Source organism: Mediterraneibacter sp. ICN-202921, from assembly GCF_037890075.1.
Classification (GTDB): domain Bacteria; phylum Bacillota; class Clostridia; order Lachnospirales; family Lachnospiraceae; genus Mediterraneibacter; species Mediterraneibacter massiliensis.
In genome coordinates this window covers 125,800-146,779 of the sequence record NZ_JBBKBE010000002.1, presented here as the reverse complement: position 1 = coordinate 146,779, position 20,980 = coordinate 125,800, and the positions used below count along the sequence as shown (strand labels likewise).

The window sequence follows — 20,980 nt, the reverse complement described above, 5'->3', positions numbered from 1 at the left end:
TCCTATCCAAGCGCCGCCAATTTCATAACGCTTTCTTCATCAATCTCACCTGCTTGTAAAATTCCAGATACTTTACTATTACTCATAACTAAAATCCTGTCAGATAACGTAATCAATTCAGGCAAATCGGAACTAAAACAAATAATCGTCACGCCTTCTTTCGATAATTCTTCCAAAAATTTCAGAATTTCCATTTTGGCATTGATATCTATTCCTCTCGTAGGTTCATTTACAATAATCAATTCCGGATCTGTGCCCAGGCAAATGGAAAGCATAACCTTTTGTTGATTTCCACCCGACAAACTTCCAGGTTTATTTTTCACACTTCCTAGTACTATATGAAATGATTGTACAAATTTTTCTGTATACTCTGAAATCTTCTTTGTGTCTAGTATATGGTTCGGACAAAGCTTGTCCAAAACAGGCGCTGCTATATTATCAGCAATGGACATATCAAAAAATAGTCCTGCATCTTTTCTGTTGTTATTCAGATAAATCATGCCCTGCTGTATCAAATTAGTAGGAGAAAGATCTTTCACTTTTTTTCCATGGAAATATATTTCTCCTGCTTTCTTCGTATGTAATCCAAACAGCATCTGTGACAGTTCTCCATTTCCCGATCCTTCCAATCCGAATACCCCGAAAATCTCCCCTTTTCTTACAGAAAAAGAAACGTCTTTAACCATTTTATCGGCAGTAAAATTTTTTACTTCGTAAATCACCTCTGCCGTATCCGGCAATTCCGAAACTTTTTTTCTATATATATCTGCACTGAAATCTCTCCCAACCATTTTACTAATCAGAAGATTTTCTGTAAGATTTCCATCATTGTCAACTGTGTCTACATAGGTACCATCTCTCATAATAGAAATTCGGTCACTAATCTGCATAATTTCTGAAATCCTGTGGGAAATATAGATAATTGTGACTCCTTCATCTCTTAGTTTTCTTAATATCTTCATTAATACGTCTGTTTCCTGAGTATTCAGCCCAGAAGTCGGTTCGTCCAACAAAACGATCTTTGCATTTTCCGACAACGCCCTAAGTATCTCTACCATCTGTTGGCTTGACAGACGTAATGTATTCATTTTCACCATTGGATCAATAGAAAGTCCAAATCTGCTCATTAATTCTTTGGTTCTGCGGATTGCTTCTTTTTTTTGGATAACTCTTACCTTTTTTCCCTGGAAAGTAGAATAAGGAAAAATGTTCTCATACACTGTCATATTGTCAAAAATCGTCAATTCTTGATGTACAACAGAAATTCCCAATCGTCTTGATTCATTTGCATCAAGAGATTCCATTGCTTTTCCATCTATTACAATTTTTCCTTCATCCGGCTGGTATTCCCCTGACAGCATTTTAATAATTGTAGATTTACCTGCTCCGTTTTCTCCAAGCAATGTATGGATCTCTCCTTGTTTTACTGAGAAAGTCACATCCTTTAAGGCCTGAACCGCTCCAAATCTTTTTGAAATATGCTGTAACTTTAATATTTGTTTTTCCAAAATATCTCCTCCTTTTTAAATGGAGCGGTTCCCTTCGGCTCCGCTCCATACAGGTCGTCTTATTCATAAAGATCCGAATTCAGTTCTGTCATATTTTCTACCAAGAAGTTATCTACATTATCCTTAGTTACAAATACAACTCCCGTATACATATTAGAAGGAAGTGTATTTACATCAGATCCCGCATTATCCGCCGATATAGGAATATTTTGTGCATTATACTTTGTAATCTGTTCCAAAACAGCTAATGCTTCATACGGCATGGATGCTGTCTTATTTACCAATGTACAGTTAATATATCCTGCTTTTACATTTTCGAGTGTAGCCACTTCTCTGTCATGCACAACAACTGTGATACTTCCTGGTTCTAAGTTCAGTTCCTCCATTGCTCCTGCCACACCTGCTCCGGAACTGGAATCCAGTCCGACGATCGCCGTCATATCTTTATAATTATTAAAAGCCGTCTTTGCTGTTTCAAGGGCCGTACTTGTATCTACATTATCATCTAATTCCGCCAGTATTTCCCATGATGAATTTTCTTCCAGATAGCTCTTAAAACCAGCAAGTTTTTGCTGTGTATTCGCCGCCGTATAATTTCCCATAACGACAACTTTTCCTTTTTCTCCTGCCTCCTCAATCAATTTCGCTGCCGTCTGTCTTCCGGCATCTTCATTATCCAAACCGATATATGTATCTACCTCTGCGCCCTCCATTGTAGATTCAATTGCCACTACCGGAATTCCTGCCTCTTTTGCTTTTTTAATCCCCGGCAATATAGACGCATCAAAAATAGGAACTATGATTCCATCTGGTTTTTTTGTAATTGCCTGTTCTAACGCTTCTGCCTGTGCTGTAAAATCAAAATCATCCGGTCCTACTTTTGTCACCTTACATCCAAACTGTTCTGCAGCGAATTCAAAACCTTGATGAACATCATACCAATAAGGATGATTGTGATTGATACCTACATAATAGTAACTCTTCTGCTCAGAAGTATCTGCCTTTGTTTCAGACCCCTGCGATTGTTCACTCTGTCCGGCATTTCCTCCACATCCAATCAAAAGACCGGCTGCCATACAAACTGTCGTTAAAATTGCCACTACCTTCTTTTTCATCTGCTTTCCTCCTTAAACAACTCTTTCATTTGCATTTACTCTCCTACGATCTGTACATTTACCGTACGCTGCCGCGCTCTTACTTGATCAAAATCGGCAAAATAAATCCGTCCAAATTCTCCGAGCACCAATTTACCGTCTACCAATGGAATCGTTTCTGAACGTCCCATGATGATCGAACGTAAATGTGCATCTGTATTCAGGCTCCAGAATGCCTCCTCAGCACGTTCACGCTGCGCGATTTCGATGTGCTTCGGTCCCGGATGCATATACTGGCCCTGGGAAGTACAAGTAGGAACGATTTTATTTAGTACGTTCACTAAATCCTGTAAAATAAACTGCGTCCCATAATAATCCACATCATCCGATTGTTCCTGTATCATGACACTGCATGTCGTGTGCTGTGAAAATACAAGAACCATCCCATTTTTTATTCCCGATTCTTGTATCTGCTCTGCCACCTCTTCTGTCACATCATGAAATGTAGGTCTTTTGTCTGACTGAATTTGGAATGTCAAATTTTTTACCATGCTTCTCCTCCTTTCTCTTCTTTTTGTCTGTCAATCTTCTATAAGGTTGTCTACAGACAACAAACGCTTTGCATTTTCACTGAACAGCTTTCTTTTAAAGGTTTCCCCCATCTCCAGCTCCTCGATGTTGTCTAAAATGCTGCGCATCTGTTCATAAATAAATAATGTATAGTGACTCTCTGCCTCTTTTCCCTCCTCGTGTGTATTCCAGGAGAATTCTTCTCTGACAAGATTGATATACTTATCATAGGTCCATCTTCTCTTTCCGTGCCAGAGCATGATCGGCGCATCTGTTCCATATAAGATCCGATCCTCCGGCAGTTCTTTAAAAGCAAGACTATAGACTTGCGGATTTAAGACAGCTGCTGTATCCCAGTAAAACCCAGCCTTATCTTCCTTCATTTCTTCTAATGCCTGTTCCAGATAACAAGGCGTAAAAGAACGGCCAAAATGCGCGATGACGATCTGGATATCTGGGTATTTCTGCCGCATTTCCAACAATTCTCTTATATTGTCAGGATCTGCGATCCGTCCTTTACGCGGCAGATGCAGCACCACCGTCTTTTTATGCCGGTTTAAGATCTCCAGCTGCCAGTGCGGCATGAAAGTAAAAATACTAATATCTGCCCCTTTTACAGTAGAAACCAGATCCGGATATGGTTTAAATCCGTTAAAAAACGGAAGTTCTTCTTCTATGTAACTTTCTTTATGCCAGGGAGCCACCGCCATAAAGGGATGCATATTCCCCTTCTCTTTCTCTGCTTTTAAGTATCTGTTTCCTGCTTCTAAATCTGCCTCTTGAATGGGCCACGGAAAGCCTGCCATACAGTAGACGGTATCAGGAAACAACTGATGTCCGTATTGTTTCGCCGTCTCGCAAGGCAAGATCAATCCACTCTCAAATGCCCAGTCGGAATGGACTCTTTCCTCAGTCATATCCGGTATATGTTCCGGAAGATTTACATGGATATGAAAGTCAAAAATTTCTTCCGGCATTCTTTCCTTCAGATGGAAATCATAAAACTCTTTATCCTGTCGCGTATACTCAAGCTTCGGACATCTTGGTTTCATCGTTCTCCTCCTTATCATAGAAATGTTTCAATTCCTGAAAGCCCTGCTGATAACGGATATAATTCTTTCTGTAGACTTCCCTTTTTTCTATATTCGGTAAGATTTCTCTATGCTTCGTCTGAAATGTCTCTGCTGCCTGTCTAAAGTCTGCATATATTCCTGCGCCTACTGCGGCAATAATTCCGGCGCCCCTGGCGGCAGCATCTGCATTTTCATACACGATCACAGGTACCTGCGTGATGTCTGCGATCATCTGCGTCCAGACCGAGCTTTTGGCAGCGCCTCCTGCCAACCGAATCGTTTTCACTTCTATGCCTGCCTGTTTATAGGCATGTATGATAGCGTACATTTCATAAGCTACACCTTCCATGACCGCTCTGGCCATATGGTATCTGCCATGATAAAGTGTCAGACCCAGGAAAGCTCCCTTGCTGTTTTTAGACCAATGGGGACAGGTAGCTCCCGCAAAATGGGGATAAAATAAAACGCCGTCTGCTCCCGGTCCTATTTTTTCTATTTCCTCGTTTAATCTTTCATAGCTTTCTGCATGTTCATGATCTGACGCCACCTTATTTTTAAACCAGTCTAAACTTACGCCGCCTGTTTCCAGAGAGGCCATTGCGCCATATCTGTCTGGTACGATATGCCTGCACGGTGAAATATAACTTTTCACGTCGAAACGCAGTGTATCTGTGATCGCCATCAACACCCAGGCTGTTCCGGTCGACAGCATAAGATCTCCTTTTTCCACAGCGCCTAATCCCAATGCCGCACAATATTGGTCATAGCCCCCATTAATCACCAGTGTTTTTTCTGAAAGGTCCATTGTTTCTGCTGCTTCTTTTTTCAATGTCCCCAGCATGGTACCGGCAGGAAGAATTTCCGGCAGCCGTTCATCCGTAAGCCCCAATTTTTCATATACTGTCTGATCCCATGACCATGTATGTATATTCTCAAGATTTGTAATGCCTTCATTGGTATAATCTGTCACTGCTTTTCCCGTAAAACGCAAATTTAAATATGACAAAGGAGATAAAAATTTATCCGTTTTACTGAATTTTTTCGGTTCATGCGCTTCCATCCATTTGATCTGCGCCAGATTGTAGCCGTCATTTAAACGCCATCCTGTATGCAGGTAATAGTATTCCTTATCTTTCTTTTCACATAAGGCCTGCGCCTCTTTGTATGCCCGACGGTCCAACCAGCTGATCGCATTTCTGACAGGTGTTCCCACATTGTCCACAGCCACTGTCGTTCCTCCCTGCGCGGAAATACTGATCGCCCGTATCTTTTCTTTTGGCACTGCCCGCGCACACTCCCGCACCGTATAGATGACTGCGTCATACCAGTCTTTCGGATCTTGTTCCGCATATCCGGCCTTTGTACTTAGGAGCTCATATCCTTTATAAGCGCTCGATATTATATTTCCCGACTCATCAAAAAGCAGCGACTTTGTTCCTGTCGTTCCCACATCAATACCGACTAAATATTTCATTTCATCTCCTCCTTTTCTCTATCATAATCACCATTTTTGATTTTGTCAATCATTTTTTGATTTTTTCTTTCATTTTTAATCCCATATTTTCATTTTTTCTTTCATTTTATTGACATTTACATTCTTTATGCTATAATACAGTCAAATACAAACAATATTCACCATTTTTATATACGGAGGTTCTTAGTCCATGGGAAAAAAAGAAAAAAGGCTGGAGGAGATGCTTCAGGAGCTCCGGTCTAAAAAGACCCTTAAAATAAGCGATATTGAAACTTTATTTCATGTCTCCGAATCTACTGCCCGCAGAATGTGCACAGAGCTTGAGCATGAGGGGAAGGGAATCCGTACGTTAGGAGGTATTCAATATCTGCCCGAACAATATACAGAAAGCTTACTTACATATTCTTTCGATTCCCTGGCGCAGCAATATATTGAAGAAAAACAGGCGATCGCCGCATATGCATCTTCTCTGATCGTTCCCGGAGATACTTTATTTCTCTCCGGAGGGACTACTGTATATCAACTAGCTTGTAAGCTCTCTGCATTACTGGCTGAAACTCCCTATCCTCAATTAGAGATCATGACCAATTCCATTGCAAATGCGGAAATCCTTTCTTCTGCATCCAATGTAATCCTGACCGGAGGAGAATATCGACCTGCCAGGCGTGATACAGCTGGGATCGTAGGGGAAAAAGCCATTGCAAACGCACGCTTCAGCAAAGCATTTATTGGTCTGGACGCCATCGATATCAGGGACGGACTTATGGCATGGGATATTGATACAGCCCGTATCGACCATCTTGCCATCAAACATTCAAACCACGTATATCTTCTGGTAGATTCCAGCAAATTTTCCCAAAAAACATTTGTCAATTATGAGGAATTAGTTTCTGATTATACTATCATTACAGATAAAAATATTCCATCGGAAATATATACCAACGCCAAGCACATCGGTCAGTCTATCGTTATTGTATAAACTGCCTGGCTTTTTATAACTCCGCTTCTATTTTCTGGTATTCTGTCGTGAAAAATTAAGAACATATTGTCCCCTGATCTGTGTTATACTTTTTTATGTATAGAACTCTTATTGACTGGAGTATTTTTAGGAGGATGAAAATATGTTAGAAATTGGAACACAGGCACCGGATTTTACACTCAGCGACCAAAACGGAGAGGAACGTTCTCTCTCAGACTTTAGAGGAAAAAAAGTGATTCTCTATTTTTACCCAAAAGACAACACGCCCGGCTGCACAAAGCAAGCCTGCGCTTTTGGCGAACTTTATCCGCAGTTTATAGAAAAAGATGCTGTCATCATCGGCATCAGCAAGGACTCTTCGGCTTCTCACAAAAAATTTGCAGAAAAGTATAATCTGCCGTTCATACTTCTTGCAGATCCTGAATTAAAAGCGATCCAGGCATATGATGTGTGGCATGAAAAGAAGATGTACGGCAAGACTATGATGGGAGTTGTCAGGAGCACTTATTTCATTGATGAAAACGGGGTGATCCAAAAAACGTTCTTCAAAGTAAAACCCACAGAAAATCCGAAACAAATGCTTGAAGAATTATAAAACAGGTGCATGATGTCTGCGAAATGTAAACATCATGCACCTCTTTCTTCTCCATATCGCTTCTTCAATGACCGGCGTACTGCTCTGATTCATTACACTTGCCTGTACTGCCATTATAAAGAGCAAAAATTATACGAATATAGACAGCATCTGCCTATAAACTTCTTGCTATAAACTTCTTGCTATAAAAACTATCAAAAAATTGGTAGTATTTTTGTTGTAGTTTATCTTTTATTGTGTTAAGGTAAAACTATCTTTTTAGATGCGCATCTAGAAAAAGGAGTTTTGTGTTTTTTTCTAAAACACAGTCTGATGATCTGCTCTGTACAGATCATTCTGTTTTATCCGGTTACCGGATCGTCGGTATATCCGGATCTTTATCCGAGATATTCGCAAACATTTCCCCAAGGAAACAAGATTACATACCTGTGCCGGAGAAATTTTTTCAGTGTCATGCCACACACAGATACAGGAAAATGTATGTCGCTGAAGTAAAAATTTACGTCACAGGCAATTGAGGGAAAAGTGTTGTAAAGCTTCAGACTTTTCCCTATAATGAAAGGAGAAAAGTACATATGGAACAAAAGCAAAAACCATTGCAGGATTTGAACCTATTGGATCGTTTTTTATTCGCGCAGGCAGCGGACGACCCGGATACCATGCGGGATATACTGGAGATCATCTTAGGGAAAGAAGTCGTATTAAAACTGCTTCCCCAGACGGAGAAGGAGCAGCGCACCCATCCCTTAAACCGCTATGTACGGCTGGATGTATGGGCAATGGATGAGCAGGACACGGTCTATAACACAGAAGTCCAACAGAACAATACGGGAAACCTGCCAAAACGGAGCCGCTTCTACCAGGCATTGATCGACTCCAATCTCTTAACGCCGGGAGAGGTAGGCTTCCAGAAATTAAATCCCGTGTATATCATCCTGATCTGTCCCTTTGACCTGTTCGGATACGAATTGTACCGCTATACCTTTCGCATGCAGTGTGAAGAAGTGCCGGAACTCTCTCTGGGAGACGACGCTGTCCGTATCTTCCTGAACACACACGGAAAGAATACAGACGGTGTGCAGGAAGAGCTGGTGGAACTCCTCAAATATATGGAGCACACCACAGAGGAAGTAAGCAGAACCTGCGCCAGCGAGCGGATCCATAAGATCCAGAAACGCATCCGGGCAATCAAATCCAGTGAAAAGATCGGAGTGAGGTATATGCAGGCTTGGGAAGAAAAGATCATGGACCAGAATGAAGCGCGCGAGGAAGGGCGTGCCGCCGGACTGAAAGAAGGCCACGCTTCCGGATTAAAGGAAGGAATTTCTCAAGGTCACGCTTCCGGATTAAAGGAGGGGCTGGCACAGGGAGAACTAAAAAAATTGCAGGAGCAGATAGAAAAGAAGATTCGAAAGGGATATTCCGCTGAGGAGATCGCAGAAATGCTGGAAACAGATATAGAAACGGTCCAGAAATTCATGAAAAAATAAAAATATAAATTTAACTGACAAAAGAAATATGAAGTCAAACGGCAAAAGGGCGCATGAAATCTGTATTTTACATCGCTCGTCAGGGCTGCGCCTAAATTCCTCGCTCACGCAAAACACAGATTTCATGCATACACTTTCGCCGCTTAAGTTCATGTTTCTGTTTAAAAAATCGACTTCACGCTGCTGCGCATTTCCGCCAGAAGGCAAAAAACACTTCTGTTTGGAAGTCTGTAGCAACGTGAGGTCGTCTTTTTTTCTGAAATTTAATTGAGGAATCTGCCTTCTGATAGTAGAGTGAAACTTCTGATTGGAAGAGACCGCGAAGAAACACTGTGTTCTGACACAGTGTTTCTTTGCGTACCTTCTATATAAATTTTACCTTTTCTCTATAAGGCAGTTCGTCAGTTAAATTTCCATTTTTTCTAATTCTCTTCTCGCAAACAGGACTGCCAAGGCAAACGCCGCCGCATCTGCGATGGGTCCTGCGTACATGACTCCGTCGATTCCCAAAAAAAGTGGGAACAGCAAAATCAGCGGTAATAAAAAAGCAACCTGTCTTGTCAGCGACATCACGATTCCAAGTTTCGCTTTACCGATGGAGGTAAAGAATCCAGAGGACATAGGCTGGATTCCATTGACAAATGTCAATAGCATAAAGATTTTCAGATACCGTTCCGCAAATTGAAAATACAGATCACTGCCCGTGCCAAATACTGCCACGATCTGATGCGGGAAGAATTGAAAACATAAGAAAAAGACAACTGCTACCGTAGTACATAGAGTCACCGAATAACGATATGTCTTTTTTACCCTGCCATATTCTTTCGCTCCATAGTTAAACCCCCATATCGGCTGACACCCCTGGGAAATCCCAATGCAGATCGCCATAAATACCTGATTGACCTTGCTGATAATACCTACACATGCAATTGGAATATCACTGCCATATATAGACTGGTCTCCATAATAACGCAGTGTATTGTTCATTGCGATCTGCACGGCTGCCATTGCGATCTGGTTAATGCAGGAGGCAAGGCCCAGAGAAGCGATCACCTTTAAATATGCGGCATGTGGTCTTAGCATTTCCCGTGTTAAATTCATTTTCCGCAATTTCATAAAATATATGATCACGAGAAGACCCGAAACCATTTGTCCGAGCACAGTCGCCCAGGCTGCCCCCTGTATGCCCCATCCAAAGCCAAAGATAAAAAGCGGATCCAATATTGTATTGATGACAGCGCCTGTCAGCATGCACGCCATAGAATACGTCGGGCTTCTGTCTGCTCTTATCAGGTGATTTCCTCCGGTTGTGAGAATGAAAAAAGGAATTCCCAATGCCGTTATCCCCACATACTCTACAGCATAGGGCATTACATCCGTAGTTCCGCCAAACAAATGTAAAAGCGGCTGTAAAAACAATATTGTCAAAACGGCAATGCCTATGCCTGACAGAACAAGCATTACCAGTCCTGTCCCCGCTATCCGGCTTGCTTTTTCTTCTCTTCCCGCGCCCATCTCCAGATTATAATTCGACGCACTTCCAATACCAAGAAGCAGGGCTGTTGCCGTAGAAATGATCGTCACAGGAAACGCAATATTTGTAGCAGCATTTCCAAGCATCCCGACTCCTTGCCCGATAAAAATCTGATCCACAATATTGTATAACGCGCTTACCAGCATACTGATGACTGCCGGAATCGCAAATTTAGCGATCAAACCGCCGATAGGCGCCGTTCCAAGCGGATTTTGTGTCTGCGCCATTTCATTTTGTTTCCCCAACATTTTCTCCTTCCTTCTTGCTCTTAGTGCAGATATCCTTTATCTATATCTGTCCATACAGTTCTTTTGGGATATATGCATTCACGGCAATTCCTTCTGCTTTATATTCTTCTGATAAAAGTTCTCCATGTTTTCTGATAAGCTGGATTTTCCAAGCTTCCGTGAAAGGATAGAGTCTTTCAATATATATTTGTCCCCTGCGGATAATTTCTGTCAGAGCTTCTTTTAATTCTTCCATCCCCTGCCCGCTCTTAGCTGAACATAAAATGGAATAATCCGCCGCCAGATCTCTGACTCCTTTTTGTGCCTCTGCTTTATCCTGTTTATTAAATAATGTGATCACTGGTTTGCCCTGTATTCCCAGTGTCTGCAGCGTATCATACACGACATGCATTTGTGTGTCCATCTGTGGATTTGAAGCATCCACTACATGGATGATGATATCCGCATATTTCGCTTCCTCCAATGTGCTTTTAAATGCCTCTATCAGATGGTGCGGCAGTTTACGGATAAAGCCGACCGTATCTGTCAATAAGATTTTCTGTGTATGATGCAGACATAAAGTCCTAGTCGTTGTATCCAGTGTAGAGAAAAGCATGGCGTCTTCCAAGATTCCTGCATTCGTCAAAGCATTTTCTATGCTGCTCTTTCCCGCAGAAGTATACCCCACCAGAGCCGCCACTTTCAGGCTGGATTCCTTTCTTTCTCGCCGGATCAGCTCTCTATGCTTTTCTACTTCTTTTAGTTCTCGCTTCAATCTGCTGATCCTCTCACGGATCAGTCTTCTATCTGTCTCTAATTTCTTTTCTCCAGGTCCTCTTGTTCCGATCCCGCCTCCCAAACGTGACAAGGATTGCCCCAGCCCGGACAGACGTGAAGCGCGGTAACGAAGCTGCGCTAATTCCACCTGTATCTTCCCCTCGCCGGATACAGCCCGCGCCGCAAAAATATCCAGGATCAAAAGCGTCCGGTCGATCACTTTACAATGCAGTTCTTCTTCCAGATTTTTTAACTGCACACTCGTCAGTTCATCATCACAGACGATCCCTGTCGCCTCTGTCTCCCACAAAAGTTCTTTTAACTCCAGTAATTTTCCCTTGCCGATATAGGTAGCCGGATGGACTCCTTCTCTTACCTGTATGAGTCTTCCCGCCACCTCGGCTTTCGCCGTATATGCAAGTTCTCCCAGTTCATCCAGAGATTCTTCTGCATTCTCTCCGTCATTCATCTGTACGCCGACAAGAATAACTCTCTCTGTGATTTCTTTCAAGTCAAATACTTCCATACGCTTTGTCTCTCCTTATATTTTATCTCCGGGTGAACATACCTTGTCGGGCGAATCCTGCCTGCAAGGCATGTATTACGGGGGGGCCGAATGGGCATGACATTATTTCAGGCGAATGATAAAAACCGGCAGCGGCGGCTCGTTCTTCCGGTTATAATAAGAGTTTACAATAACCAGCCATTTTTTATCGTCTAATTCCTTTAGAAAGGAAAGGATGGCTTCCTTTTCTTCACTTCCTGTATCTTTTCCGCTGTAGATACACAGGCTCATGACTCCGCCTTGTTTCAGGATCTTTAACCCCTGTTTTATCCCTTCTATACTTGTATGGGGCTGTGTCGCTATTTTATGATTCCCGCCGGGCAGATAGCCGAAATTAAACACGATCGCCGCAGCTTGTTCTTTTACAAAACTTGACATATTCTCATGTCCTGCCTCAAAAAGCTGCGCGCGTTCTGCATAACCCGCTTTTTTCAGACGTGCTTCTGTGTTTTGAAGCGCAGTCTTTTGAATATCAAATGCGAAGACTTTTCCTGTGTCTCCTACACATCTGCACAAAAATTCTGTATCTCCCCCATTGCCCGCAGTAGCATCCACGCAGCAGTCCCCTTCTTTAATATATTCTTGCAGAAAGTGATGACAATATTCTGTGATCTGATAACTCCGTTCCATCTCTCATTCCTCCCTTGCCCCTCGGAAAAGGGTTCCATGCATAAAAAGAAGTCCGCAAGCGGACTCCCTACCTCTATCTTGTCTTCAAAAACGCGGCTTCTCTCATCACTTTCTCATCATCCGGATACAGTTCTAAGTATTCTGTTATTTTTTCCTTAGCTGTCTCCCAGTCCGCAGATTTTTCCGCGCACACGATAACATTATACCGCATCTCCTTAAGAAGCCCTCCATCTATTGTTTCCTCTGCCGCCCTGGCGTCAGAAAGCGCGATGCCTGTCTCAAAATATTGATACGCACCCGCATAATCTTCTGTCTGCATGGCACTGATCCCTATCAGATTATACATCTGCGGACTTTCTTTTATGCCCTGAGCAAGTGCATTTTCCCAGGCCTCCAGAGCTCCTTTATACTCTTTTTGTTCATACAGCGCCATGCCCAGTCCTCTGTAGGCTTCTGCGGCATTTTCTTCCTTTTGCACTGCTTCTGTAAAGCACGCCGCCGCTTTATCGTAATTTCCTTCTTCCATCTGCTTGGTACCGTCCTTCAGTGCATTTGTGCATCCGGTCAATAGACATACAGCACACAGAATCGGCAGAATCTTCTTTATTTTCATAGTCTGTACCCCTTACTCTGGATATTTGATCACCCAGAATGAATTCAATATATTCAGCAGCATGACTCCCATATCCGCCAAGATCGCGTTTTGCATAGTGACCAGCCCGAAAAAAGCAAGCAACAGCAAAAACAGCTTCATTCCCAGGGCAAAGATCATATTTTCTTTTACGGAATGCAGCGTCCCTTGCGAGATGCGGATTGCATTGATAATCTTAGAAGGTTCGTCTTCCATTAGGATAACGTCTGCTGCTTCCAGCGCCGCATCGGCTCCTAAGCCGCCCATTGCGATTCCGATATCTGCTCTGGCAAGCACAGGAGCATCGTTGATCCCATCTCCTACAAAAGCCAGCTTTTCTGATTCCATCTGACTTTCTATAAATTCTTCCAGCTGTTCTACCTTATCTTCCGGAAGCAAGTCTGCATACACATAATCGATATGCAGTTCTCTTGCCACTGCCTGCGCTGTCTCTACATTGTCCCCTGTCAGCATGACTGCCTCTATATTATGTCGGTGAAGCCACCGCATCAGCCTTTTTACATCCGGCCGTATCACATCGTCTATGATGATACATCCGGCATACTCTCCTTCTTCCGCCACGTATACAGCTGTACCTCTCTTTTGATTTGGAGGCGCGAAAAAGATTCCCTCTTTCATCAGAAATTTATAATTCCCTACAATAACCTCTTTCCCATCCACCTTTGCCTTAATACCAAATCCGGAAAATTCCCGTACTTCCTCCACCCTTTCCAGGTCGATCTCCTCTTTGCGGCTTTCACGCAGAGACACTGCAATAGGATGTGTGGAATAAGCTTCTGCTGCGGAAGCAATGTCCAACAGAGCTTCCTTCTCCATATTCTTCGGCTCTATCTCATAAACATGAAATACCCCTTCTGTCAATGTGCCTGTTTTGTCAAATACAAATGTCTCCGTCTGAGACAAAGCCTCCACATGATCACAGCCCTTGATCAAAATTCCTTGTCTGGATGCGGCGCCGATCCCTCCCAAGAACGCAAGCGGCACTGAGATCAATAACCCGCTCGGACATGCCGCTACTAAGAAAATCAGGCCTCTGTATATCCACGTGTCCGGTTCCTGTCCTGACAGCATCATAGGCGGCAGGATCATAACAAGAATACCCAGAAGAAGGACTGCAGGTGTATAATATTTTGTAAATCTCACCACCAGGTTTTCTGTATCCGCCTTTTTATTATTGGCATTTTCTACCAAATCCACTATCCTGGAGGCAGTAGAGTCTTTATACAGCTTCTTTACTTTCGCCTCGAGTCCTCCGCTTAGATTGATGCTTCCGCTGTAAAGGCGGTCTCCCGGTTTTACTTCCACAGGCTCATATTCCCCTGTAAGCGCTTTTTTATCGATCGTACTGTTTCCAAACGTGACTACTGCGTCTACAGGTATTTTATCTCCCGGCTTAATAATGATCACATCACCGACACTTAACTGCTCCGGAGAAACTGCCTCTTCTCCACTGTCTGTTTTCAAATTTGCGGAGTCCGGGCGTATATCCATAAATTTGGCGATCGATTTCTTTGTTTGTCCAAACGCGATCTTCTCTATCAATACGCCAATCTCAAAAAAGAGCATTGCGCCTGCTGCCTCCGCATTTCTTCCAATGCAGAAGGCGCCGATCGTCGCAAAGATCATCAATAGCTTTTCGTTAAAAAACTGAAACCTTCTAAGACCTTTCAGCATTTCCCAATATGTCTCAAAAGAAATAATGCCATACGGTATCAGATATAAGATACACTGCACGATCCTTTCCTGACTCTGATATTGTCCGGTACAGAATACAGTCACATAAAGAATTGTACCGATACCGATCTCCCACCACTTTCTTTTTACATCCTTCCCCATTTTGCGTTACCTTTTTTCTGCACTTTCATTCCCTTATATGCTCCATTCCCTGATCCATGATCGTCTTGATATGTCCATCCGCCAATGAATAGAACACGGTCTTCCCTTCTCTTCTGTTCACTACCAACTTCATCTGCTTAAGGATACGGAGTTGATGCGAGATCGCAGACTGTGTCATATCCAGCGTCTGCGCGAGGTCGCAGACACACATCTCTGTCTGAAACAGCGTGCATAAAATACGGATCCTCGTCGTGTCCCCAAACACTTTAAAAAAATCAGCCAGATCTCTAAGTTCTTCTTCTCTTGGCATATGTTCCTGCACATTTTTCACAATATCTTTATGTACATGTATATGATCGCAATGCTCCACTTCTATTCTGTCCATAGCTCATTCTCCCTTCCCATGAGCATCCATCCGGTTTTTATTATACGTGAATCCAATAACACGGTCAAGTTCCAAGGGTATGACAAAACACAGGAAAACCACGCTTTTTTGGGGTTTTCCTGTGCTTTTTACGTTTTATGTCATATTTTTACATTTTCCTTCCCTGTAAAAACAAATACAGGCATGGCATTTCTCGCATAGTGTCTACTTCTGTATAAACTGCAGTGTTTTCTGTTTTTCTTTATTACCCAGAACATGCTCCGCAACATCTTCCACTGAAATACGCTCTTCCTGCTCTGCCATGGCGCTCATTGCGCACTCCTGGATAGCGTCGTTCAAAGACAGCATCTTGTCGTCCAGCTCAGAAACCATCTGCGCACATTCTTTCAACTCCCGGCTTATATATTCCGGCGCGTTTCCTTCAAACTTATAATAAATCTTATGCTCCAGGCTCGCCCAGAAATCCATCGCGATCGTCCGGATCTGTATCTCTACTTTCGTATCTACGACGCTGTCCGACAGAAAAATAGGCACAGACACCAGCATATGATAGCTTTTGTATCCGCTCTCTTTCGGATTCTTTATATAATCCTTGATAGACAAAACCTTTAAATCGCTTTGATTTCCTATCATTTCAGCCAAACGGTAAATATCTGAGGTAAAAGAACAAATGAGACGCACCCCGGCGATGTCATTGATATACTTCACCATATTTTCAATGGAAGTTTCATATCCGTTTCTTTTCAGTTTTTTTACAATACTCTCCGGCGTTTTGATACGAGTCTTTATGTGTTCGATAGGGTTATATCTATGTACATGCTGAAATTCTTCATTCAATATCTCTAATTTCGTACCTACTTCTTTTAATGCTGCATTATATAGAAAAATAACTGTCTTCCAGCTATCGACATCTTCATAATTTTTCAACGCATCCTGAATCTGCTGCTCACTTTTCACCTTGTCTTTCCCCTCCTTTCACACTTTCTGTATTATATCATATTTTATACCTTCTGTCATAGAGTTCACCCTTTTTTTATAAATACGGGCTGCCCATACAATGCAGTTTGTACAGACAGCCCGTTCCTCTTCGTAAACTGTGATCTTCTTTTAATCTGTGAGTTTCATATCCCCGTACCGGATCCACTTTTTCTTACGCATAAATTCTGAAATGAGCAAAGTTAAAACAGCCGGCAGGATAAATTGGATCAAAAGGATCTTCGTAAATACGATCAGCGCAGGTTCACTGGCAGTCATGACCTGCCATGTCATGATCGGCCCCACCAGCCCAGCTGTGCCCATGCCAGAACCTGTCGCATTATTGGTCATATGTAAAAGCATCGTTCCGACAGGCCCCAATATGGCGCTGGATAAGATCACAGGCAGCCAGATCACCGGCCTTTTTACGATATTCGGGACCTGCAGCATAGAAGTTCCGATTCCCTGTGCCAATAGGCCGCCCAGTTTATTTTCCCGATAACTTGCCACAGCAAATCCGATCATATTGCAGCAGCAGCCTACCGTCGCCGCTCCCGCTGCCAGACCGGATAAATTTAAGATCACGCCCAATGCGGCGGAGCTGATGGGCAGTGTCAGGATCATCCCCATCAGGACGGATACGACCACTCCCATCAGCAGAGGCTGCTGTTCTGTCCCCCAGTTGATCAGAGAACCAAGCCACATCATAAATTTAGATATCGGCGGTCCTAAAAACAGCCCTACGGCCGTACCTGTCCCGATACATACCAGAGGCGTAAGGAGAATATCCAGCTTTGTCCTGCCGGAGATCAAAATCCCGATCTCTATCGCGACATATGCCGCAATAAAAGCACCCAGTGGTTCTCCCGGTCCTGTCAGCACAATACTTCCATCCTTTACTATGCTGCCGGTCAGAAGCTTATCTGCAAAGGCTCCCGCCATACCAACCACAGCAGCCGAAATGATCACCAGCTGCGGCGCCTCTAATTTCCTTGCCACACCGATCCCGATTCCCGCTCCTGTGACTGCCGCCGCCATCTTTCCTGTAAGGAAGATGAGCCCTCCCGCATTTCCGCCTAAAAAAGTTCCTATCTGCTGTATGATCGTTCCAATGATCAAAGTAGCAAACAACCCGTGCGCCATTCCGCTCAGTCCATCAATAAAGATCCTGTCTAACAGCTTTTTCATCTTTTTGCACTCCCATTTATGAATATTCCTGCTTATTTTAGCATAAAGGAGAAGAAAAGTATATGCCAAAAGGAGCTGTGTACCAATTAGTACAACAGCTCCTCCTATTTGAAACTATCTATTTCTTGATATGCTCCTCCTTATATCTTCTTTTACTCCTCTGTTATACGCAGCCTTTCTACCACTGTATTTTTACATGCGTTCCGATAACATATTTCCGGAACGACAGCGGAGATCGCCAGTAAGAACGGGATACAGAGCAGGATAGGCAGAAGGGTAAAATGCCAACTGAACATCCACATCTGCCCGGCCACCGTCTCCACGAGGAAATATCCGATCGCGCTTCCTGCGCTGGCGCTGACCAGTATCGTCAGGATACCGTACATGATCCCTTCGTCCCGCAGCATACTTCTCTGCTGTTTTCCGGTCATCCCGATCGCTTCCAGCATAGCCAGTTCCTGCCTGCGCGCAAGGATGGAAGTCACGGTCACATTGACAAAATTCAGAATTCCGATCAAGGCAAGGATCACGCTCAGCAATCCGCCCGCGATCACAAATACTTTCCGCATTTCGTCAAATTCTTTCTCATATTCGGCTTTGTCGCCGTATGCCATGTTTGGATTCACATTTTCACAATAGTCTGCCAACCACTTTCCTACCGCCGCTCTTTGTCCGTCTTTCACGTCAAAGATCGTCCGCATAGGCTGTCTGATTCCGGTCTGCTCTTTCATCTCCGTATCCGGCAGTATAAAGCTTTCCGGAATCAATGGAAACATCTGTGTTCCCATCGCCATCGGCATCTGCCCTACATACAGCACCTCATATTCCTTTGCCTTTCCTTCTTCAAACTCCAGTGTCACTGTATCCCCCGGTTCCAGGAACGGGCTATGGAAGGTAACCTTTCCTTCGTTTGTACTGTCCATGGCGTTCACGATCACATATTTGCCGGTACGAAATTTCTCCCAATCCATTTTTTGACCATCTGCCAGTATGATCTTCTCTGCCGCTTCTTGATTGACGCCATATATATCTGTATCTGTCGTACGGTCTGCTCTGAGATTATCAAAGGATTCCTGCAGCTGATACTCTCCAAACCAGTCCGCATAGGCAGGATCTTCCATGATCGTTTCCAACCGTTCCCACTCTGCGTCCGAATAGACATGATCGTTTCCACGGACATAGACATGTCCGATATTTTCCACGCCCTCTTGTTCCTGTAACTCTGCCAAAAATTCTTCTGTCACGCCTTCATACTCTACATACGAAAGAGAAACATTCTTCACGCTGACATCTGTCGCCATAAAATCGGATACCAGATAAGAAGACAAAAATTTATCCATATCAAAACCTGTCACGATCGTATAAGCGCTGTTCAGCAAGATCAGACTCAGCGAGAGAGAAAAAACGACCAACACCAGTTTCTTCGTATTTCTCCGCAGATTAGACATCGCCATACGAAAAGGCGTAGCTCTCTTTGTCTTCTTGTTCTTATTCTTCTTTTTCCTGCCTTGTTCTGTAAACCGGACAGCTTCTATAGGTGATACCTTTGCCGCCATTCGGCAGGGCTTGATACAGCTGATATAAACCGTCAGGATGGTAAACAGCGCCGAGCCTATGAAGATGAGAGGATTGGCAGAATACCGCAAAAGCACGCCGTCCAGCATATTGACCACAAAGGGAGTAAAAAATCTTCCGGTCAGCCAGCCCAGCAGAAGTCCTGCCGGGATCCCAAACAGGCAAAGCTGCCATGCCTGTTTTCTGACGATCTTTTTCAGCTGCTTTCCGGTCGTCCCGATCGTCTTGAGCAGACCGTAAAACCGGATATCGCGGAAAATATTCAGATAGAAAATATTATAAATGATCAGATACCCGGAAAGCATGATCAGCCCCAGCAGGACAACAAGCATAAGGATAGAACTGACGTCCACGGAAGAAAACCCATACGCCCAGTTCACGCCTGTATTTACTTTATTCGGATCGAATCCTAAGCGCTGCGTCAGTTCTACTGTCTTTTTCTCAATATCAAAGGCATTCGAAAAATTGAAATTTACATTCATATATCCGCTGTAATCTGTCTGGTCTGTTTCATAGAAAGGCGTTGTCTCCACCGGCGCCACCTTTTCCGCCCATTCCCTTGACACCAGGATCTCCTGTGCGCGGGAGACAGAATCTCCTTCCCAATATCCGCACAGTGTAAATGTTTTCGTCTGCACAGCACCGTGGATCTGTATATCCAACGTCAGTTTCTCCCCGATCTCATGTCTGACCCCGAGCGCATCCAGCACGATCGTGCTCATGGCCACTTCGTCTTCTTTTTCCGGCATGTTCCCTACGGTCGGATAGGAAAAGCTGTGTTCTGCATCCAAAGGTTCAAAGTAACGCACCTCCCCCTGGATCTTGTTCAATTCCGGGTTCGTCGTAACCCCTACCATGATGTTATAGGAGAGATCTCTTACCGCCTTATCCTGCTTTATTTTCTCGTACTCTTCCCAGGTCATATTTTTATATCCGGCATGTGTACTGCCGCCCACCTGACGCAGCGTAGATTCCGTGTTACTTTTTAGCAGACTGCCTCCTACAGAAAAAACGGTCGTAAATAAGATCGTAGTCAAAAGGATCGCGGCAAGGCTGATGATATTTTTCTTTTTTCTGGATCCTACGATCCTCTGGGAAAGTTTTTTTAAGACTTTTTGATTTCTCACTCTACGCATAGGATCCACCTCGTATTCTGCCATCCTCGATCCGTATGATGCGGTCTGCCATCTGCGCGATCTCTTCATTGTGGGTGATCATAACGATCGTCTGCGCAAACTGGTCGCTTGTCACTTTTAACAGACTTAATACGTCCTGGCTTGTATTGGAATCCAGATTCCCGGTAGGTTCATCGGCAAGCAAAATGGCAGGTTTCGCTGCCAGCGCTCTGGCGATTGCCACTCTCTGCTGCTGCCCGCCGGACAGTTGACTTGGCAGGCTTCCCAGCTTATCTGTAAGTCCCAATACCTGCACGATCTCTCGAACAAACTTTTTATCTACCCGATTGCCGTCCAGTTCAATGGGAAGAGTGATGTTTTCTTCCACATTTAGCACTGGCACCAGATTATAACTCTGGAACACAAATCCGATCTTCCTTCTCCGAAAGATACACAATGCGTCGTCTTTTAGTTGAAAGATATCTTTTCCGTCCACAAATACTTTCCCGGAAGTAGGTCTGTCCAACCCGCCCAACATATGCAGAAGCGTCGATTTACCGGAACCGGAAGTACCCACCACAGCCACAAATTCTCCCTGTCCGATCGAGAGTGTCACGCCGTCGAGCGCATGGACCTGGTTCTCTCCGGTCCCATAATATTTTTTTAAATCCTTTGTCCTTAGAATCGTCTCCATTCTTTCAGGCCTCCTTATATTTCACTATAAAAAGACTCTATCAC

General features: G+C 43.7%; 18 protein-coding genes. 3 read left to right on the top strand and 15 right to left on the bottom strand.

The features are described 5' to 3' along the window. Positions 1 to 2: 2 nt before the first annotated feature. Genes WKT01_RS02690 through WKT01_RS02670 form a run of 5 tightly spaced genes read right to left on the bottom strand, consistent with a single transcriptional unit; the run spans position 3 to position 5,719 of the window. A complete protein-coding gene (locus WKT01_RS02690; RefSeq protein ID WP_059067742.1) occupies positions 3 to 1,508 on the bottom strand; it encodes a sugar ABC transporter ATP-binding protein in 1,506 nt (501 codons plus the stop codon). A gap of 59 nt (positions 1,509 to 1,567) precedes the next feature. Further along, the gene (locus WKT01_RS02685; protein WP_059067741.1) at positions 1,568 to 2,623 is read right to left on the bottom strand and encodes a sugar ABC transporter substrate-binding protein; all 1,056 of its coding nucleotides are present in this window, start codon (positions 2,621 to 2,623) and stop codon (positions 1,568 to 1,570) included. 35 nt (positions 2,624 to 2,658) lie between these two features. After that, the gene (locus tag WKT01_RS02680; protein WP_059067739.1) at positions 2,659 to 3,153 is read right to left on the bottom strand and encodes a secondary thiamine-phosphate synthase enzyme YjbQ; all 495 of its coding nucleotides are present in this window, start codon (positions 3,151 to 3,153) and stop codon (positions 2,659 to 2,661) included. A gap of 30 nt (positions 3,154 to 3,183) precedes the next feature. Beyond that, on the bottom strand, positions 3,184 to 4,224 hold the full coding sequence (locus tag WKT01_RS02675) for an amidohydrolase family protein (RefSeq protein ID WP_340311408.1): 1,041 nt from the start codon (positions 4,222 to 4,224) through the stop codon (positions 3,184 to 3,186). Continuing rightward, on the bottom strand, positions 4,199 to 5,719 hold the full coding sequence (locus tag WKT01_RS02670) for an FGGY-family carbohydrate kinase (RefSeq protein ID WP_340311407.1): 1,521 nt from the start codon (positions 5,717 to 5,719) through the stop codon (positions 4,199 to 4,201). Before WKT01_RS02670 ends, WKT01_RS02675 begins: the two co-directional genes overlap by 26 nt. A 190-nt stretch (positions 5,720 to 5,909) precedes the next feature. Between WKT01_RS02670 and WKT01_RS02665 the strand changes: the two genes are divergently transcribed. The 3 genes from WKT01_RS02665 to WKT01_RS02655 all read left to right on the top strand — a co-directional run bounded on the left by WKT01_RS02665 (position 5,910) and on the right by WKT01_RS02655 (position 8,783). Then, positions 5,910 to 6,698: a DeoR/GlpR family DNA-binding transcription regulator gene (locus tag WKT01_RS02665; protein ID WP_059067734.1), complete on the top strand. Its 789-nt coding sequence runs from the start codon at positions 5,910 to 5,912 to the stop codon at positions 6,696 to 6,698. 142 nt (positions 6,699 to 6,840) lie between these two features. Then, the gene (gene bcp, locus WKT01_RS02660) at positions 6,841 to 7,293 is read left to right on the top strand and encodes a thioredoxin-dependent thiol peroxidase (protein WP_270395584.1); all 453 of its coding nucleotides are present in this window, start codon (positions 6,841 to 6,843) and stop codon (positions 7,291 to 7,293) included. 575 nt (positions 7,294 to 7,868) lie between these two features. Continuing rightward, on the top strand, positions 7,869 to 8,783 hold the full coding sequence (locus WKT01_RS02655) for an Rpn family recombination-promoting nuclease/putative transposase (protein WP_270395583.1): 915 nt from the start codon (positions 7,869 to 7,871) through the stop codon (positions 8,781 to 8,783). Positions 8,784 to 9,188: 405 nt separating this feature from the next. Here WKT01_RS02655 and WKT01_RS02650 read toward each other — a convergent pair whose 3' ends face one another. From WKT01_RS02650 to WKT01_RS02605, 10 genes are all read right to left on the bottom strand, one after another. Continuing rightward, on the bottom strand, positions 9,189 to 10,565 hold the full coding sequence (locus WKT01_RS02650) for an MATE family efflux transporter (protein ID WP_340311406.1): 1,377 nt from the start codon (positions 10,563 to 10,565) through the stop codon (positions 9,189 to 9,191). Positions 10,566 to 10,605: 40 nt separating this feature from the next. Next, on the bottom strand, positions 10,606 to 11,847 hold the full coding sequence (hflX, locus tag WKT01_RS02645) for a GTPase HflX (RefSeq protein ID WP_117973906.1): 1,242 nt from the start codon (positions 11,845 to 11,847) through the stop codon (positions 10,606 to 10,608). Positions 11,848 to 11,949: 102 nt separating this feature from the next. Further along, entirely contained in the window at positions 11,950 to 12,516 is a 567-nt protein-coding gene (locus WKT01_RS02640; RefSeq protein WP_059067725.1) for a class I SAM-dependent methyltransferase, read from the bottom strand. A gap of 73 nt (positions 12,517 to 12,589) precedes the next feature. Next, the gene (locus WKT01_RS02635; RefSeq protein ID WP_117973902.1) at positions 12,590 to 13,129 is read right to left on the bottom strand and encodes a tetratricopeptide repeat protein; all 540 of its coding nucleotides are present in this window, start codon (positions 13,127 to 13,129) and stop codon (positions 12,590 to 12,592) included. 12 nt (positions 13,130 to 13,141) lie between these two features. Next, entirely contained in the window at positions 13,142 to 15,004 is a 1,863-nt protein-coding gene (locus WKT01_RS02630; protein WP_340311405.1) for a heavy metal translocating P-type ATPase, read from the bottom strand. Between the two features lie 25 nt (positions 15,005 to 15,029). Further along, complete coding sequence (locus WKT01_RS02625; RefSeq protein WP_340311404.1) at positions 15,030 to 15,389, bottom strand: ArsR/SmtB family transcription factor; 360 nt, start codon at positions 15,387 to 15,389, stop codon at positions 15,030 to 15,032. A 204-nt stretch (positions 15,390 to 15,593) separates the two neighbouring features. Then, complete coding sequence (locus WKT01_RS02620) at positions 15,594 to 16,346, bottom strand: GTP pyrophosphokinase (protein ID WP_445299684.1); 753 nt, start codon at positions 16,344 to 16,346, stop codon at positions 15,594 to 15,596. 150 nt (positions 16,347 to 16,496) lie between these two features. Continuing rightward, positions 16,497 to 17,552: a PTS transporter subunit IIC gene (locus WKT01_RS02615; RefSeq protein ID WP_340311403.1), complete on the bottom strand. Its 1,056-nt coding sequence runs from the start codon at positions 17,550 to 17,552 to the stop codon at positions 16,497 to 16,499. Positions 17,553 to 17,704: 152 nt separating this feature from the next. After that, positions 17,705 to 20,263 carry an ABC transporter permease gene (locus WKT01_RS02610; RefSeq protein WP_340311402.1) on the bottom strand — a complete coding sequence of 853 codons (2,559 nt, stop codon included), beginning with the start codon at positions 20,261 to 20,263 and terminating at the stop codon, positions 17,705 to 17,707. After that, the gene (locus tag WKT01_RS02605) at positions 20,256 to 20,936 is read right to left on the bottom strand and encodes an ABC transporter ATP-binding protein (protein WP_340311401.1); all 681 of its coding nucleotides are present in this window, start codon (positions 20,934 to 20,936) and stop codon (positions 20,256 to 20,258) included. Before WKT01_RS02605 ends, WKT01_RS02610 begins: the two co-directional genes overlap by 8 nt. Positions 20,937 to 20,980: the final 44 nt, after the last annotated feature.